General features: G+C 59.1%; 14 protein-coding genes. 11 read left to right on the forward strand and 3 right to left on the reverse strand.

The features are described 5' to 3' along the window. Window positions 1-10 precede the first annotated feature (10 nt). The 7 genes from lepA to acpS all read left to right on the forward strand — a co-directional run bounded on the left by lepA (window position 11) and on the right by acpS (window position 6,504). Window positions 11-1,810, forward strand: coding sequence for a translation elongation factor 4 (lepA, locus tag ABLU95_RS08150; protein WP_348879214.1), 1,800 nt, complete (start codon window positions 11-13; stop codon window positions 1,808-1,810). 15 nt (window positions 1,811-1,825) lie between these two features. Continuing rightward, window positions 1,826-2,800, forward strand: a complete 975-nt coding sequence (gene lepB / locus ABLU95_RS08155; protein ID WP_004201827.1) for a signal peptidase I — start codon at window positions 1,826-1,828, stop codon at window positions 2,798-2,800. Between the two features lie 249 nt (window positions 2,801-3,049). Next, window positions 3,050-3,730, forward strand: a complete 681-nt coding sequence (rnc, locus tag ABLU95_RS08160) for a ribonuclease III (protein ID WP_002914065.1) — start codon at window positions 3,050-3,052, stop codon at window positions 3,728-3,730. Next, window positions 3,727-4,632 carry a GTPase Era gene (era, locus tag ABLU95_RS08165; protein WP_023290667.1) on the forward strand — a complete coding sequence of 302 codons (906 nt, stop codon included), beginning with the start codon at window positions 3,727-3,729 and terminating at the stop codon, window positions 4,630-4,632. The genes rnc and era overlap by 4 nt, the downstream gene beginning before the upstream one ends. 11 nt (window positions 4,633-4,643) lie before the next feature. After that, window positions 4,644-5,381, forward strand: coding sequence for a DNA repair protein RecO (recO, locus tag ABLU95_RS08170; protein ID WP_002914062.1), 738 nt, complete (start codon window positions 4,644-4,646; stop codon window positions 5,379-5,381). An 11-nt stretch (window positions 5,382-5,392) separates the two neighbouring features. After that, window positions 5,393-6,124 (forward strand): pyridoxine 5'-phosphate synthase, encoded by a 732-nt coding sequence (pdxJ, locus tag ABLU95_RS08175; RefSeq protein ID WP_004201834.1) that lies wholly within the window; start codon window positions 5,393-5,395, stop codon window positions 6,122-6,124. After that, window positions 6,124-6,504 (forward strand): holo-ACP synthase, encoded by a 381-nt coding sequence (gene acpS, locus ABLU95_RS08180; protein WP_004201835.1) that lies wholly within the window; start codon window positions 6,124-6,126, stop codon window positions 6,502-6,504. Before pdxJ ends, acpS begins: the two co-directional genes overlap by 1 nt. 12 nt (window positions 6,505-6,516) lie before the next feature. On the opposite strand, the gene ABLU95_RS08185 is transcribed toward acpS, so the two are convergent. Both ABLU95_RS08185 and ABLU95_RS08190 read right to left on the reverse strand, forming a co-directional pair. Next, window positions 6,517-6,777 carry a YfhL family 4Fe-4S dicluster ferredoxin gene (locus ABLU95_RS08185; protein WP_023290665.1) on the reverse strand — a complete coding sequence of 87 codons (261 nt, stop codon included), beginning with the start codon at window positions 6,775-6,777 and terminating at the stop codon, window positions 6,517-6,519. Between the two features lie 56 nt (window positions 6,778-6,833). Then, complete coding sequence (locus ABLU95_RS08190; RefSeq protein WP_023290664.1) at window positions 6,834-7,682, reverse strand: MurR/RpiR family transcriptional regulator; 849 nt, start codon at window positions 7,680-7,682, stop codon at window positions 6,834-6,836. A gap of 211 nt (window positions 7,683-7,893) precedes the next feature. Between ABLU95_RS08190 and yfhb the strand changes: the two genes are divergently transcribed. Together yfhb and tadA are read left to right on the forward strand one after the other, a co-directional pair. Further along, entirely contained in the window at window positions 7,894-8,529 is a 636-nt protein-coding gene (gene yfhb, locus ABLU95_RS08195) for a phosphatidylglycerophosphatase C (RefSeq protein WP_017900418.1), read from the forward strand. A gap of 62 nt (window positions 8,530-8,591) precedes the next feature. Then, window positions 8,592-9,101: a tRNA adenosine(34) deaminase TadA gene (tadA, locus tag ABLU95_RS08200; protein WP_023290663.1), complete on the forward strand. Its 510-nt coding sequence runs from the start codon at window positions 8,592-8,594 to the stop codon at window positions 9,099-9,101. On the opposite strand, the gene mltF is transcribed toward tadA, so the two are convergent. Next, complete coding sequence (gene mltF / locus ABLU95_RS08205; RefSeq protein ID WP_348879220.1) at window positions 9,098-10,714, reverse strand: membrane-bound lytic murein transglycosylase MltF; 1,617 nt, start codon at window positions 10,712-10,714, stop codon at window positions 9,098-9,100. The genes tadA and mltF overlap by 4 nt on opposite strands. 175 nt (window positions 10,715-10,889) lie before the next feature. Between mltF and purL the strand changes: the two genes are divergently transcribed. Continuing rightward, complete coding sequence (gene purL, locus ABLU95_RS08210; protein ID WP_348879222.1) at window positions 10,890-14,777, forward strand: phosphoribosylformylglycinamidine synthase; 3,888 nt, start codon at window positions 10,890-10,892, stop codon at window positions 14,775-14,777. Window positions 14,778-15,368: 591 nt separating this feature from the next. Further along, a complete protein-coding gene (locus tag ABLU95_RS08215) occupies window positions 15,369-16,790 on the forward strand; it encodes a HAMP domain-containing sensor histidine kinase (RefSeq protein ID WP_072420910.1) in 1,422 nt (473 codons plus the stop codon). The last annotated feature ends 6 nt before the right edge of the window (window positions 16,791-16,796 follow it).

Here is a 16,796-nt window from a genome sequence, read left to right on the forward strand (position 1 = left end):
AACTCTAAATATGAAGAATATACGTAACTTTTCGATCATCGCTCACATCGACCACGGTAAGTCGACGCTGTCTGACCGTATCATCCAGATTTGCGGTGGCCTTTCTGATCGTGAAATGGAAGCCCAGGTTCTGGACTCCATGGATCTTGAGCGCGAACGCGGGATCACCATCAAGGCGCAGAGCGTCACCCTGGACTATAAGGCCAACGACGGTGAGACCTATCAGCTGAACTTTATCGACACCCCGGGCCACGTGGACTTCTCTTATGAAGTTTCCCGTTCCCTCGCCGCGTGCGAAGGCGCGCTGCTGGTGGTTGACGCCGGGCAGGGCGTAGAAGCCCAGACCCTGGCCAACTGCTACACCGCGATGGAGATGGACCTGGAGGTCGTTCCGGTACTCAACAAGATCGACCTGCCTGCGGCCGACCCTGAGCGCGTAGCGGACGAGATTGAAGATATCGTCGGGATCGACGCCCACGACGCGGTGCGCTGCTCGGCGAAAACCGGCATCGGCGTGACCGAGGTGCTGGAGCGTCTGGTGCGCGATATTCCGCCGCCGGAAGGCGATCCGGACGCGCCGCTGCAGGCGCTGATTATCGACTCCTGGTTCGATAACTACCTCGGCGTAGTGTCGCTGGTACGAATTAAAAACGGCACCATGCGCAAGGGCGACAAGATCAAGGTCATGAGTACCGGCCAGGTCTATAACGCCGACCGTCTGGGCATCTTCACCCCGAAACAGGTTGACCGTACCGAGCTGAAATGCGGCGAGGTAGGCTGGCTGGTCTGCGCGATCAAAGACATCCTTGGCGCGCCGGTGGGCGATACCCTGACCGCCGCCCGCAACCCGGCAGACAAAGCGCTGCCTGGCTTTAAGAAGGTGAAACCGCAGGTGTATGCCGGCCTGTTCCCGGTGAGCTCCGATGATTATGAAGCTTTCCGCGACGCGCTGGGCAAACTGAGCCTCAACGACGCCTCTCTGTTCTACGAGCCGGAAAGTTCTACCGCGCTGGGCTTCGGCTTCCGCTGCGGCTTCCTCGGCCTGCTGCACATGGAGATCATTCAGGAGCGTCTGGAGCGTGAATACGATCTTGACCTGATCACCACCGCGCCGACGGTAGTTTACGAAGTGGAGACCACCTCCAAAGAAGTTATCTACGTCGACAGCCCGTCCAAGCTGCCGCCGCTGAATAATATTCAGGAGCTGCGTGAGCCGATCGCCGAGTGTCACATGCTGCTGCCGCAGGAGTTCCTCGGCAACGTGATCACCCTGTGTGTGGAGAAGCGCGGCGTGCAGACCAACATGGTTTACCACGGTAAACAGGTGGCGCTGACCTACGAAATCCCGATGGCGGAAGTGGTGCTCGACTTCTTCGACCGTCTGAAGTCTACCTCCCGCGGCTATGCGTCGCTGGACTACAACTTCAAACGCTTCCAGGCGTCGAACATGGTACGCGTCGATGTGCTGATCAACGGCGAGCGCGTCGATGCGCTGGCGCTGATCACCCACAACGATAACGCGCCGTATCGCGGCCGCGAGCTGGTGGAAAAGATGAAAGATCTTATTCCGCGTCAGCAGTTCGACATCGCGATTCAGGCGGCCATCGGCAACCACATCATTGCGCGTTCTACCGTGAAACAGCTGCGTAAAAACGTGCTGGCGAAATGCTACGGCGGTGACGTCAGCCGTAAGAAAAAGCTGCTGCAGAAGCAGAAAGAAGGTAAGAAGCGTATGAAGCAGGTCGGTAACGTTGAACTGCCGCAGGAAGCGTTCCTCGCCATTCTGCACGTTGGTAAAGACGGCAAATAACCCTAAGGAGTTGGCATGGCGAACATGTTTGCCCTGATCCTGGTGATTGCAACCCTGGTGACGGGCGTTTTATGGTGCCTGGACAAGTTCATTTTTGCACCGAAACGTCGTGAGCGTCAGGCCGCTGCTCAGGCAGCGACCGGCGAGCAGCTGGACAAAAAGACGTTGAAGAAAGTCGGCCCGAAACCGGGCTGGCTGGAAACCGGCGCATCGGTTTTCCCGGTGCTGGCGATCGTTCTGGTGGTACGTTCATTCATTTATGAGCCGTTCCAGATCCCGTCAGGTTCGATGATGCCGACTCTGCTGATTGGCGATTTCATCCTGGTGGAGAAATTTGCCTACGGCATTAAAGATCCTATCTACCAGAAAACGCTGATCGAGACGGGCCATCCTAAGCGCGGCGACATCGTGGTGTTTAAATATCCGGAAGACCCGCGCCTGGACTACATCAAGCGCGCGGTGGGGCTCCCGGGGGATAAAGTCACCTACGATCCGATTGCCAAGCAGGTCACCATTCAGCCGGGCTGCAGCTCCGGACAGGCCTGCGGCAACGCGCTGCCGGTGACTTACTCCAACGTGGAGCCGAGCGATTTCGTTCAGACCTTCTCCCGCAGCAACGGCGGCGAAGCGAGCAGCGGTTTCTGGCAGCTGCCGAAGGGTGAAACCAAAGCCGACGGCATTCGCCTCACCGAGCGTCAGGAGACGCTGGGCGACGTCACGCATCGTATTCTGATGGTGCCGATTGCTCAGGATCAGGCTGGGATGTATTACCATCAGAGCGGTCTGCCGCTGGCCACCTGGATTGTGCCGCCGGGTCAGTACTTCATGATGGGCGACAACCGGGATAACAGCGCCGACAGCCGTTACTGGGGCTTTGTGCCGGAAGCAAACCTGGTCGGGAAGGCCACCGCTATCTGGATGAGTTTTGAAAAGCAGGAAGGTGAATGGCCGACCGGCGTGCGGTTATCGCGCATTGGTGGAATTCATTAATTTCATCTGCTGAATTCACGCCGCTGCTGTTATCGCAGCGGCGCGAATTATTTAGTATTTAAATCCATTCAAACTAACGACATCCCGTGTCGTTGCGTATAGAATATCCCCCCGAAGTTTTTGGTTGTCGCTCTGCCGGGTGACACTGCACACGAAAGCGTATTGGTCTGTTTCAACTTACTGTTTGAAGCGTATGCTCAGGTCGGTTTCGTGTGCTGCATCTTTGACGCATTCATTTATTGGTAACGCATGAACCCCATCGTAATTAATCGGCTTCAACGAAAGCTGGGCTACACTTTTCATCATCAGGAGCTGTTGCAACAGGCATTAACTCACCGCAGTGCCAGCAGCAAACATAATGAGCGCCTGGAATTTTTAGGCGACTCCATTTTAAGTTTCGTGATCGCTAATGCGCTGTATCATCGCTTTCCTCGCGTGGATGAAGGCGACATGAGCCGTATGCGCGCGACGCTGGTGCGCGGCAACACGCTGGCGGAAATCGCCCGCGAGTTTGAACTGGGCGAATGCTTGCGCCTCGGGCCGGGCGAACTGAAAAGCGGCGGTTTCCGTCGCGAATCGATTCTCGCGGACACCGTTGAAGCGTTAATTGGCGGGGTTTTCCTCGACAGCGATATTCAGAACGTTGAACGCTTAATCCTCTCCTGGTACCAGACTCGTCTGGACGAAATCAGCCCGGGCGATAAGCAAAAGGATCCGAAGACGCGTCTGCAGGAGTATCTGCAGGGTCGTCATCTGCCGCTGCCGTCCTACCTGGTAGTCCAGGTGCGCGGCGAAGCGCACGATCAGGAATTTACTATCCACTGCCAGGTCAGTGGCCTGAGTGAACCGGTGGTTGGCACAGGTTCCAGCCGTCGTAAGGCGGAGCAGGCTGCCGCCGAACAGGCGCTGAAAAAGCTGGAGCTGGAATGAGCGAAGAAAAAAGTTATTGTGGGTTTGTCGCCATCGTGGGTCGTCCAAACGTTGGCAAATCCACGCTGTTGAATAAGCTGCTTGGGCAGAAGATCTCGATCACCTCCCGTAAAGCGCAGACCACCCGTCACCGCATCGTCGGCATCCATACCGAAGGGCCGTATCAGGCGATTTACGTCGATACCCCGGGCCTGCATATGGAAGAAAAGCGCGCCATTAACCGCTTAATGAACAAAGCGGCCAGCAGCTCTATTGGCGATGTTGAGCTGGTCATCTTCGTGGTGGAAGGCACCCGCTGGACTCAGGACGACGAGATGGTGCTCAACAAGCTGCGCGACGCCAAAGCGCCGGTGATCCTCGCGGTCAACAAAGTGGATAACGTGCAGGAAAAAGCGGATCTGTTACCGCATCTGCAGTTCCTCGCCAGCCAGATGAACTTCCTTGATATCGTGCCGATGTCGGCGGAAACGGGGACCAACGTCGACACCATTGCGTCGATCGTGCGTAAGCATCTGCCGGAAGCGATCCACCACTTCCCGGAAGATTATATTACCGACCGTTCCCAGCGCTTTATGGCCTCCGAAATCATCCGTGAAAAACTGATGCGTTTCCTCGGCGCTGAGCTACCGTACTCCGTCACCGTGGAAATCGAACGTTTCGTGACCAACGAGCGTGGCGGTTACGACATCAACGGCCTGATCCTTGTCGAGCGTGAAGGGCAGAAGAAGATGGTGATTGGCAACAAAGGCGCCAAAATCAAAACCATCGGCATCGAAGCGCGTAAGGACATGCAGGAGATGTTTGAAGCGCCGGTCCACCTCGAGCTGTGGGTCAAAGTGAAATCCGGCTGGGCCGATGACGAGCGCGCCCTGCGCAGTCTCGGTTATGTTGACGACCTCTGAGTTAACGCAACGTGGATGGATGGCAGCGCGCCTTTGTCCTGCATAGCCGACCGTGGAGCGAAACCAGCCTGATGCTGGACGTCTTCACGGAAGAATCCGGTCGCGTGCGCCTGGTTGCCAAGGGCGCACGCTCCAAACGCTCGAATCTTAAAGGCGCTTTACAGCCCTTTACCCCCTTGCTGGTTCGCTTCGGCGGCCGCGGCGAAGTCAAAACCCTGCGCAGCGCGGAAGCTGTCTCGCTGGCGCTGCCACTCAGCGGCATCACCCTCTACAGCGGTCTTTACGTTAACGAGCTTATCTCCCGCGTGCTTGAGCACGAAACGCGCTTCTCCGAACTCTTTTTTGACTACCTGCACTGCATTCAGGCGCTCGCCGGGGCCAGCGGTTCGCCGGAGCCTGCGCTGCGGCGCTTTGAGCTGGCGCTGCTCGGGCATCTGGGCTATGGCGTGGATTTTCTCCACTGTGCCGGGAGCGGCGAGCCGGTGGACGACACCATGACCTACCGCTATCGCGAAGAAAAAGGCTTTATTGCCAGCCTGGTGATTGATAACAACACGTTTACCGGGCACCATTTGAAAGCGTTGGCGAGTCGCGAGTTTCCTGATGTTGATACGTTGCGCGCCGCAAAGCGCTTTACCCGTATCGCCCTGAAGCCCTATCTCGGCGGCAAACCGCTCAAGAGCCGGGAATTGTTTCGCCAGTTTATGCCCGCGCGAAAGGCGCGAGCGGATAATACGAATAATGATTAACGAGGATTGTCATGGCTGAATTACTGTTAGGGGTCAATATTGACCATATCGCGACCTTGCGTAACGCCCGCGGCACCGCTTACCCGGATCCGGTTCAGGCGGCTTTCATTGCCGAACAGGCCGGCGCCGACGGCATAACCGTGCATCTGCGCGAAGACCGCCGCCATATCACCGATCGCGATGTGCGTATCCTGCGCCAGACGCTGCACACCCGCATGAACCTTGAAATGGCGGTCACCGAAGAGATGCTGACGATCGCCTGCGAAACCAAACCGCATTTCTGCTGCCTGGTGCCGGAGAAGCGTCAGGAAGTGACCACCGAAGGCGGACTGGACGTGGCCGGCCAGCGCGACAAGATGCGTGATGCCTGTCAACGCCTTGCGGATGCCGGTATCCTGGTCTCCCTGTTTATCGATGCGGATGAAGCGCAGATCAAAGCGGCGGCGGACGTTGGCGCGCCCTATATCGAAATCCACACCGGCTGCTATGCCGATGCTAAAACCGACGCCGAGCAGGCGAAGGAGCTGGAACGTATTGCCAAAGCGGCCACCTACGCCGCCAGCCTCGGCCTGAAGGTCAATGCGGGTCACGGTCTGACCTATCACAACGTGAAAGCGATTGCTGCGCTGCCGGAAATGCATGAGCTGAATATCGGCCACGCGATTATTGGCCGGGCGGTAATGAGCGGCCTGAAAGAGGCGGTGGCGGAAATGAAACGTCTGATGCTGGAAGCGCGCGGCTAATGGCCATCCTCGGGCTGGGTACCGACATCGTCGAGATCGCCCGCATCGAGGCGGTGATCGCCCGCAGCGGCGATCGCCTTGCCCGCCGGGTGCTGAGCGACCATGAATGGAGCATCTGGGAGCAGCACCAGCAGCCGGTGCGTTTTCTGGCGAAACGCTTTGCGGTCAAGGAAGCGGCGGCGAAAGCGCTGGGGACCGGGATCCGCAACGGGTTGGCCTTTAATCAGTTCGAAGTTTACAACGATGAGCTGGGCAAGCCGAAGCTGCGGCTATGGGGTGAGGCGCAACGGCTGGCGGAACGACTGGGGGTGAGCCATATTCATGTCACGCTCGCCGATGAGCGCCATTACGCCTGCGCCACGGTGATTGTCGAAAGCTAAGCCGGGAAGCGGTTAAATTTTATCCGCGTGGTGCATCAGGACGAATTTATCCCACAGCTGTTCTTCATTCTCGACGTGTGCCGGATCTTTCAGAATGGTATTTGGGATCGGGCACACCTTCTGGCAGGTGGGCGTGTCGTAATGGCCCACGCATTCGGTGCAGCGGTCGCTGTTAATTTCATAAATGCTGTCACCCATCGAAATGGCCTCATTGGGGCACTCCGGCTCGCACATATCGCAGTTGATGCATTTTTTGGTAATTAACAGCGCCATCAGGAAAATCTCAGAAACAACACAAACAGGGCGGGCATTATACGCCCATTTTCTGCTCAGACCAGCTTTTTCACCAGCGCTTCGCTATGGCGAATGCGCTCCGGCGCCCGCTCCAGATCCTGCTGCACCAGCCCCATAAACAGCAGGTCGGTGAGCATCATTTGCGCGCTGGTGGAAGAGATGGCCGCGCTGCGCGTCGCCTGCTCTTCGGCGATGGTGTACAGGCAGTGGGTCGCCTGCTGCTGCAGGGCGTTAGGGCTAAAGCCGGTGATCGCCAGGATCCTGGAGCCCACGCGCAGCGCTTCACCGGCCGCCATATTGATCTCCCGACGCTCGCCGGAGTAAGAGATCGCCAGCAGCAGATCGTCGCTGGACATGGCCTGCACCGTCGCCAGCAGGGCGTGCATATCCTGCTCCGAAACAGCATTAACGCCGATCTTCATCAGCTTCCAGCTAAAGTTACGCGCCACCAGGCCGGACGCGCCAATCCCGGTGACGATCACCCGCCGGGCGTTGCGCAGCAGCGTGACGGCTTCCCGTAGCGTCTCTTCAGTGTTGACGTCCAGCGAGGCATGCATAGCGGCGACATTGTCTTTAATGAGTTTCTCGCCCACCAGACGCAGCGGGTCGTCACCGCGAATGTGGTTATGTACCGGAACGGAGTGCGGATCCGGGCTGCTGGCCAGGGCTTCACTCAGTGCCAGCTTCAGCGCCGGAAAGCCTTTGAACCCCAGTTTCTGGGCAAATTTAACCACGCTGGACTGACTCACACCGGCTTCCACCGCCAGCTGCTGCGAGCTGAGGTGCCGGGTGTCATCGGGTTGGCTCAGAATAAAATCGGCCAACTTTTTGTCGCTCGCCGCCAGGGTGGGATAGCGCTGACGAATACGCGTTAAACAGTTCATTGGAGCTCCGCTGGAGCCGTCCGGCTCGTGACTGACAGAATTTTTATTCGATTATAAGGGGTATACCACGAATTAAAAATTCATAAGCCACAATTTTTCCTTCGCCTGCTAATTTAATTCTTCCTTAACGGCAGGGATGTTTTCCCTCTTCATGGCATAAGACTGTTAAGCTTACCCTAACGAGAAGCGAATCCTGATAGAAGGAGGCAGTTTGCAGCACAGTGAACGGAGAGTGGTGTTTTTCGATCTGGACGGAACCTTGCATCAACAGGATATGTTCGGCAGTTTTCTGCGCTACCTGCTGCGCCACCTGCCGCTGAACCTGCTGCTGGTGGTGGCGATGGGGCCGGCGATCCTTGCCGGGCTGGCGGTGTGCGGGCGGGCGGCGCGCTGGCCGATGAGCCTGCTGCTGTGGGCGTCAACCTTTGGCCGTCGCGAGGCGGTACTGAAGCGGCTGGAAGCGGAGTTCGTCGGCTGGTTTCGTCATCATGTGACGGCGTTTCCGGTGGTTCATGCGCGGCTGACGGCCTACCTGACCAGTACCGATGCCGACGTCTGGTTGATCACCGGCTCGCCGCAGTCGCTGGTGGAACAGGTCTATCGCGATACCCTCTGGCTGCCGCGGGTGAATCTGATAGCCAGCCGCACCGCGCGCCGCTGGGGCGGCTGGGTATTGACCCTGCGCTGCCTGGGACATGAAAAGGTGGTGCAGCTGGAGAAAAAGATTGGCGCTCCGCTGCAGCTGTATAGCGGCTATAGCGATAGCGAGCAGGATAACCCGTTGCTCGGCTTTTGCCAGCATCGCTGGCGGGTCACCCCGCAGGGAGAGCTGCAGCAACTGGAGTAATAGTGTGTAATTGATAGCTCCCATGTATAATGCGCCCCGCTTTTTCTGCTGGAGTGGCCGCTGTGTCTGACCTCGAACTCAATGATGAATACTGGATGCGTCATGCCCTGACGCTGGCGAAGCGCGCCTGGGAAGAGGGCGAGGTGCCGGTGGGCGCGGTGCTGGTGCATAACAATCAGGTCATTGGCGAGGGCTGGAACCGGCCGATAGGCCGTCACGACCCCACCGCCCATGCGGAAATTATGGCCTTACGCCAGGGCGGGCTGGTGCTGCAAAACTATCGCCTGATCGACGCCACGCTGTACGTGACCCTCGAGCCCTGCGTGATGTGCGCGGGCGCGATGGTGCACAGCCGTATCGCCCGCCTGGTGTTTGGCGCCAGGGATGCCAAGACCGGCGCCGCCGGCTCACTGATGGATGTTCTGCACCACCCGGGAATGAACCATCGGGTTGAGATTAGCGAAGGCGTGCTGGCGGGATCCTGCTCTGCCATGCTGAGCGACTTCTTCCGCTGGCGGCGGGAAGAGAAAAAAGCGCTGAAGAAAGCCCGGGAGCAGAACGGGGAAAGTTAATACAGGTGGCCGGGGAGTTTCATCCGGGCATTATCCATCTGTTTATCGGCGCGAAACTTGAAAAAGGGCAGGGTGGTCTCCTGCGGCTGTTCGAGCTCATTGGGGAGCACCGCCGGGTAATCCTCCGCCAGGACCAGCGTTTGCTGCTGCTGGCGCTCCTTTTCTGACAAATAGCCGACAAGGCTTATCTGATATTTGCGGATGTTTTCCACATAGGCGTAGGCCTCATGGCCGCGGGCATAGCCGTATTTAAGTTTGCTGTAATAGGGTTTCTGGCTCAGCAGGGGTAAACGCAGCTTAACGTCTGCCCAGCTGTTGGGATTGCCTTTCTGTTTGCGGGTGAGCGCCATGGCGTCCAGCATATGGGCATAGCCCATATTGTAAGCGGCCAGCGCAAACCAGATGCGTTCATCTTTCGGGATCGAATCCGGCACTTTATCCATCATATCCTGGAGATAGCGCATACCGCCGTCGATACTCTGCGCCGCATCGGTCCGGTCAGTCAGCCCCAGACTCTGCGCCGTATTACGCGTAAGCATCATCATGCCGCGCACGCCGGTAGGCGAGGTGGCCTGCGGATCCCAGTGGGATTCCTGCCAGGCGATGGCGGCCAGCAGGCGCCAGTCGATCTCGCGGGCGTACTTTTCAAACAGCGGCTGCACCTCCGGAAGAATGTTTTCCACCGCGCGCAGGAAGGTGCGGGTATCGACATAATCGAAATCGTTGCCGTGGCCGAGGTACTTCTCTTCCAGGCGCGCCAGGGTGCCGTCTTCATTAATATTGTTGAAGAAATCAAGCATCGCCGCCGACAGCGAATTATCGTCGTCCCGAGCGCTGAACCAGGTGACCGGCTGTTCGTCGGTGATATCGAGGGCTACCGCCAGCTCCGGATGGACGCGCTGAAACAAGCTGACGGCTACCGAGTCGGCGATGGTGTAATCGAGTTTGCCGTCAATCACCGCCTGCATCAGCGCGGTGGTGCCGCGCTTTTCGTCCACGCGCCAGGCAAGATCCGGGTATTTCTCCGCTTTCAGTACCTGGAGATCGTTGATCGCCACGTGACCCGGGGCGATGGCGAGCTGCTCGGCGGTCAGCGCCGCGAGGCTGCGCGGCCGGGTATTGCCGACGCGATAGACCAGCTGTTGGGAAACGGAGTAGTAGCCAGGGCCGGCCTGGTAGTTTTTCACCCGCTCCTGGTTATAGACCAGCCCGGCGGCCAGCATATCGGCCTGACCGTCGTCGAGGTCGTCAAACAGCTGGCTGATGTTCTGGCGGACGGTTATCTTAAGCGTCACGCCGAGGTAGTCGGCAAACTGCTTCGCCAGTTCGTAGTCCAGGCCGAAGGTTTTATTGTTCATGGTGGTGAAGGTCATCGGCGAGTTGATGGTGCTGATGCGTAACTCGCCGCGAGCGATAATGCCCGCCACCCGGTTCTCCGGTTTACCGGACCAGGGGATCGACGGCCACAGGGCAGCCGCCAGCAAAAGGGTGACAATGCCGATGAGCAGATAATTAATCTTTAATTTTTTCAGCGCGTTAATCTTCTGCAGCTTCAGGTTCCTCAGCAGGCGATGTCCGGAAAAAACGCAAGGTTGTCGTCGAATGAGCGGCATTCTGCTTAAGAATGCGCCAGTTGGCAACTTATTCGCGATGGACGTCACATTTATTGATAAACAGCATCAATGATTTTATTTCTACGCAAACGGTTTCGTCGGGGCGCAGGATTCACTATAATGACGCCCGTTTCCCCCCCTGGCTCACCCTGAAAGCTTCGAAGACGAGAGACTTATGATGGAAATTTTGCGTGGTTCACCTGCACTGTCGGCATTCCGTATTAATAAACTGCTGGCACGATTTCAGGCGGCCAACCTTCCGGTAAGCGCCATATATGCCGAGTATATTCATTTTGCCGATCTGAACGCCCCGCTGAGCGCTGACGATCGCGAGCGCCTGGCGCGACTGCTTAAGTATGGCCCGAGCTTAAACAGCCATACCCCGACCGGTAAATTACTGCTCGTGACCCCTCGCCCTGGCACCATCTCTCCCTGGTCTTCTAAAGCTACCGATATCGCCCATAACTGCGGCCTGGCTCAGGTTGTGCGTCTGGAGCGCGGCGTGGCGTATTATGTTGAAGCCTCGACTCTGACCGAAGCACAGTGGGCCGCGGTGGCGGCGGAACTGCACGACCGCATGATGGAGAGCGTCTTCGACGCGCTGGAAGCGGGCGAAAAGCTGTTCGCTCATCATCAGCCGACGCCGGTGACCAGCGTTGACCTGTTGGGCGAAGGGCGTCAGGCGCTGATTGACGCCAACCTCCGTTTGGGGCTGGCGCTGGCAGATGACGAAATTGACTACCTGCAGGACGCCTTTACCCGTCTGGGACGCAATCCGAACGATATCGAGCTGTATATGTTCGCCCAGGCGAACTCAGAGCACTGTCGTCACAAAATTTTCAACGCCGACTGGATCATCGACGGCGAACAGCAGCCGAAGTCGCTGTTCAAAATGATCAAAAACACCTTCGAAAAAACGCCGGACTACGTCCTGTCGGCCTATAAAGACAACGCCGCGGTGATGGAAGGGTCTGAAGTGGGGCGCTATTTTGCCGACCACCAGACCGGACGCTATGACTTCCATCAGGAGCCGGCGCACATTCTGATGAAGGTGGAAACCCATAACCACCCGACGGCCATCTCCCCATGGCCGGGCGCGGCAACCGGCTCCGGCGGCGAAATCCGCGATGAAGGCGCCACCGGCCGCGGCGCGAAGCCGAAAGCGGGCCTGGTGGGCTTCTCGGTTTCCAACCTGCGCATCCCGGGCTTCGAACAGCCGTGGGAAGAAGATTTCGGCAAGCCGGATCGCATCGTCACCGCCCTGGACATCATGACCGAAGGCCCGCTGGGCGGCGCGGCGTTTAACAACGAATTTGGTCGCCCGGCGCTGAACGGCTACTTCCGCACCTATGAAGAGAAAGTCACCAGCCATAACGGTGAAGAGCTGCGCGGCTACCACAAACCAATCATGCTGGCCGGCGGTATCGGCAACATCCGCGGCGAGCACGTGCAGAAGGGCGAGATTACCGTCGGCGCGAAGCTGATCGTGCTGGGCGGTCCGGCGATGAACATCGGCCTCGGCGGCGGCGCGGCGTCTTCCATGGCCTCCGGCCAGTCCGATGCCGACCTCGATTTCGCCTCCGTCCAGCGTGACAACCCGGAAATGGAGCGTCGCTGTCAGGAAGTGATCGACCGCTGCTGGCAGCTGGGCGACGCCAACCCGATCCTGTTTATCCACGACGTCGGCGCCGGCGGTCTCTCCAACGCCATGCCGGAGCTGGTCAGCGACGGCGGCCGCGGCGGTAAATTCCAGCTGCGCGATATCCTGAGCGATGAGCCAGGCATGAGCCCGCTGGAGATCTGGTGTAACGAATCGCAGGAACGTTATGTCCTGGCGGTCGCCCCGGAGCAACTGCCGCTGTTCGACGAGCTGTGCCGCCGCGAGCGCGCGCCTTATGCGGTTATCGGCGAAGCCACCGCCGAGCAGCACCTGAGCCTGAGCGACAGCCACTTTAACGATCAGCCGATCGATCTGCCGCTGGACGTCCTGCTTGGCAAAACGCCGAAAATGACCCGCGACGTGCAGACCCTGAAAGCCCAGGGCAGCGCGCTGGATCGCCAACCGATCACCATCGCCGATGCGGTTAATCGCGTTCTGCACCTGCCGACGGTGGCCGAGAAAACCTTCCTCGTGACCATCGGCGACCGCACCGTGACCGGCATGGTCGCCCGCGACCAGATGGTCGGCCCGTGGCAGATCCCGGTGGCCAACTGCGCGGTCACCACCGCCAGCCTCGACAGCTACTACGGCGAAGCGATGGCGATGGGCGAGCGCGCCCCGGTTGCTCTGCTGGACTTCGCCGCCTCCGGCCGTCTGGCGGTTGGCGAAGCGCTGACCAATATCGCCGCCACGCAGATTGGCGAGCTGAACCGCGTGAAGCTGTCGGCTAACTGGATGGCCGCCGCCGGCCACCCGGGCGAAGACGCGGGTCTGTATGAGGCGGTGAAAGCGGTGGGCGAAGAGCTGTGCCCGGCGCTGGGCCTGACCATTCCGGTCGGCAAAGACTCAATGTCGATGAAAACCCGCTGGCAGGAAGGCAGCGAGCAGCGTGAGATGACCTCTCCGCTGTCGCTGGTGATCTCCGCCTTCGCTCGTGTCGAAGATGTTCGTCATACCGTCACGCCGCAGATCTCGACGGAAGATAACGCCCTGCTGCTGATCGACCTCGGTAAAGGGCACAACGCGCTGGGCGCGACGGCGCTGGCGCAGGTCTATCGCCAGCTCGGCGACAAGCCGGCTGACGTGCGCGATGTCGCGCAGCTGAAAGGCTTCTGGGATGCGATGCAGGCCCTGGTGGCGCAGCGTAAACTGCTGGCCTACCACGACCGCTCCGACGGCGGCCTGCTGGTCACCCTGGCGGAAATGGCCTTTACCGGCCACTGTGGACTGGAAGCGGATATCGCCGCGCTGGGCGACGACCGTCTGGCGGCGCTGTTCAACGAAGAGCTGGGGGCGGTGATTCAGGTCCGCGCCGCAGACCGTGAGGCAGTGGAAGCCATTCTGGCGGTTAACGGCCTGGCGGACTGCGTGCATTACCTCGGTAAAGCGGTCGAGGGCGATCGCTTCGTGCTGACCGCCAGCGGTCAGACGGTGTTTAGCGAAAGCCGCACCACCCTGCGCATGTGGTGGGCGGAAACCACCTGGCAGATGCAGCGTCTGCGCGACAACCCGGCCTGCGCCGATCAGGAGCACGAGGCGAAAGCCAACGACGCCGATCCGGGCCTTAATGTGAAGCTCTCGTTTGATATTAATGACGACGTCGTCGCGCCTTACATTGCCACCGGCGCGCGTCCGAAAGTGGCCGTCCTGCGCGAGCAGGGGGTGAACTCTCACGTTGAAATGGCGGCAGCCTTCCATCGCGCCGGCTTTGACGCCATCGACGTGCATATGAGCGACCTGCTGGCGGGCCGCACCGGTCTGGGCGATTTCCATGCCCTGGTGGCCTGCGGCGGCTTCTCCTACGGCGACGTGCTGGGGGCAGGCGAAGGCTGGGCGAAGTCGATTCTGTTCAACGAGCGCGTGCGCGATGAGTTCGCGACCTTCTTCCATCGTCCGCAGACCCTGGCGCTTGGCGTGTGCAACGGCTGTCAGATGATGTCCAACCTGCGCGAGCTGATCCCGGGCAGCGACCTGTGGCCGCGCTTTGTGCGCAACCAGTCTGACCGCTTTGAAGCGCGCTTCAGCCTGGTGGAAGTGACGCAAAGCCCGTCTCTGCTGCTGGAGGGCATGGTTGGCTCACAGATGCCGATTGCGGTCTCCCACGGCGAAGGGCAGGTGGAAGTACGCGACAGCGCGCATCTGGCTCAGCTGGAGAGCAAAGGTCTGGTGGCGCTGCGCTTCGTGGATAACTTCGGTAAAGTGACCGAAACCTATCCGGCGAACCCGAACGGTTCCCCGAACGGTATCACCGCGGTGACCAGCGAAAGCGGGCGCGCGACCATCATGATGCCGCACCCGGAACGCGTCTTCCGCACCGTAAGCAACTCCTGGCACCCGGAAAACTGGGGCGAAGACAGCCCGTGGATGCGTATCTTCCGCAACGCGCGTAAACAGCTGGGTTAATCTTCCCGAAGCGTGTCTCGCGAACGTATCGGCCCCCTGCTCAGGCAGGGGGCTTTTTTTATCTGTGACGGTCGGCACGCCAGGGTGTCGGGAATCACCGACAACTGGCATATTGCGGTGTCGTCAAAAGGCGACACTTAAGTTATTGATTTAAATGATGAGTAACCTGGGGCATATTTAGTGTCGCTAATCGGCGACATCATGGATGAAAAGTATACAGCGCTGGAATGGTTGGATTTTATGGTGAAAGTCATATATATCAACGTGTTAATAAAATGTTTTGAAAGATGGCATAGTTCATGCATAATATTAACCAGTGGCTCATTCACCTTCTTATGTCAGCCCCTTCGGGACGCGCTACATAAACTTCGAATGACGCACAAACAGGTGCCTGCCGTCCAACTCCTGATAACAGCCTGGCTTTATCAGACATCGGGCGAAACGTCGAGTAAGGCACCGCCTCATTTCTCAACAAAGCCAGGCCTTGCGCCTGGCTTTGTTGTTTCTGCGGCGCCGTGGCGACGGGTATCGCTTTTCTCCGCCGCGCTCCTCAGTTAGCATCGACCAGAGCTAATGATTGAGACCACACCCTTGAAGCGACTCTCTCTTTTTCCCCGTTCGCTGCGTCAGCTGGTGACGCTCTCCTTTGTGCTGATCCTGCTGCCGTTGCTGGTGCTGGCCTGGCAGGCCTGGCAGAGCCTCAATGCCCTCAGCGCCCAGGCGGCGCATATCAACCGCACTACGCTGGTCGATGCCCGCCGCAGCGAGGCGATGATCAATGCCGCGCTGGAGATGGAGCGCAGCTATCGCCAGTACTGCGTGCTGGACGATCCGACGCTGGCGCGCGTCTATCAAAACCAGCGGCAGCGCTACAGCCAGATGCTGGATGCGCACGCCGGCGTGCTGCCGGACGAGAAGCTCTGGCAGGCGCTGCGCCAGGATGTCAGCGATCTGGCGCAGCTGCAGTGTAACAACAGCGGCCCCGACGCCCAGGCAGCCGCCAGACTGGAAGTGTTCGCCAGTAATAACAGCGACATGGTCCAGGCGACCCGGGCGGTGGTCTATTCCCGCGGCCAGCAGCTGCAGCAGGAGATTGCCGAGCGCGGCCAGTTTTTCGGCTGGCAGGCGCTGGTGCTGTTTCTGCTGAGCCTGGCGCTGGTGCTGCTTTTTACCCGCATGATCATCGGCCCGGTGAAAGGCATCGAAAGAATGATCAACCAGCTGGGGGCTGGGAAGTCGCTGGACGACGCGGCATTGTTTACCGGCCCGCGCGAGCTGCGCTCGGTGGGCAAGCGCATTATCTGGCTCAGCGAGCGCCTGGCATGGCTGGAGTCGCAGCGGCATCAGTTTCTTCGCCATCTGTCGCATGAGCTGAAAACCCCGCTGGCCAGTATGCGTGAAGGCACCGAGCTGTTGGCCGACCGTGTCGCCGGGCCGCTGACGCCGGAGCAGCAGGAGATCGTCGAGATCCTCGACAGCAGCAGCCGCAACCTGCAAAAGCTGATTGAACAGCTGCTGGACTACAACCGCAAACAGGCCGACGGCCCGGTAGCCCGGGAAGAAGTGGACCTGGTGGAGCTGGTGGAAAACGTCGTGGCGGCGCACAGTTTGCCCGCGCGGGCTAAACTGATGCATACCGAGCTGGCGCTGCAGGCGCGGCATTGTCTGGCAGAGCCTGCGCTATTGATAAGCGTAATGGATAATCTCTACTCCAATGCGGTGCACTATGGCGCTGAATCCGGTAACATTCGTATCCATAGCTACCGGCACGGAGAGCAGGTGCGTATTGATGTCGCCAACAGCGGCGAACCGATCCCGGCCGCGGAAAAGAATATGATTTTTGAGCCCTTTTACCAGGGGAGTCACCAGCGTAAAGGGGCCGTGAAAGGCAGTGGACTGGGGTTAAGCATCGCCCGCGACTGCGTCCGTCAGATGCAAGGGGAGCTCAGTCTGGTTGACGCCCCCGCCGGGCAGGTCTGTTTTCGCATTACGCTTCCCTCAGCGCCGGAATAATCCAAC

This window comes from Klebsiella sp. GG_Kp146 (assembly GCF_040061975.1).
Taxonomy (GTDB): Bacteria; Pseudomonadota; Gammaproteobacteria; order Enterobacterales; family Enterobacteriaceae; genus Klebsiella; species Klebsiella quasipneumoniae.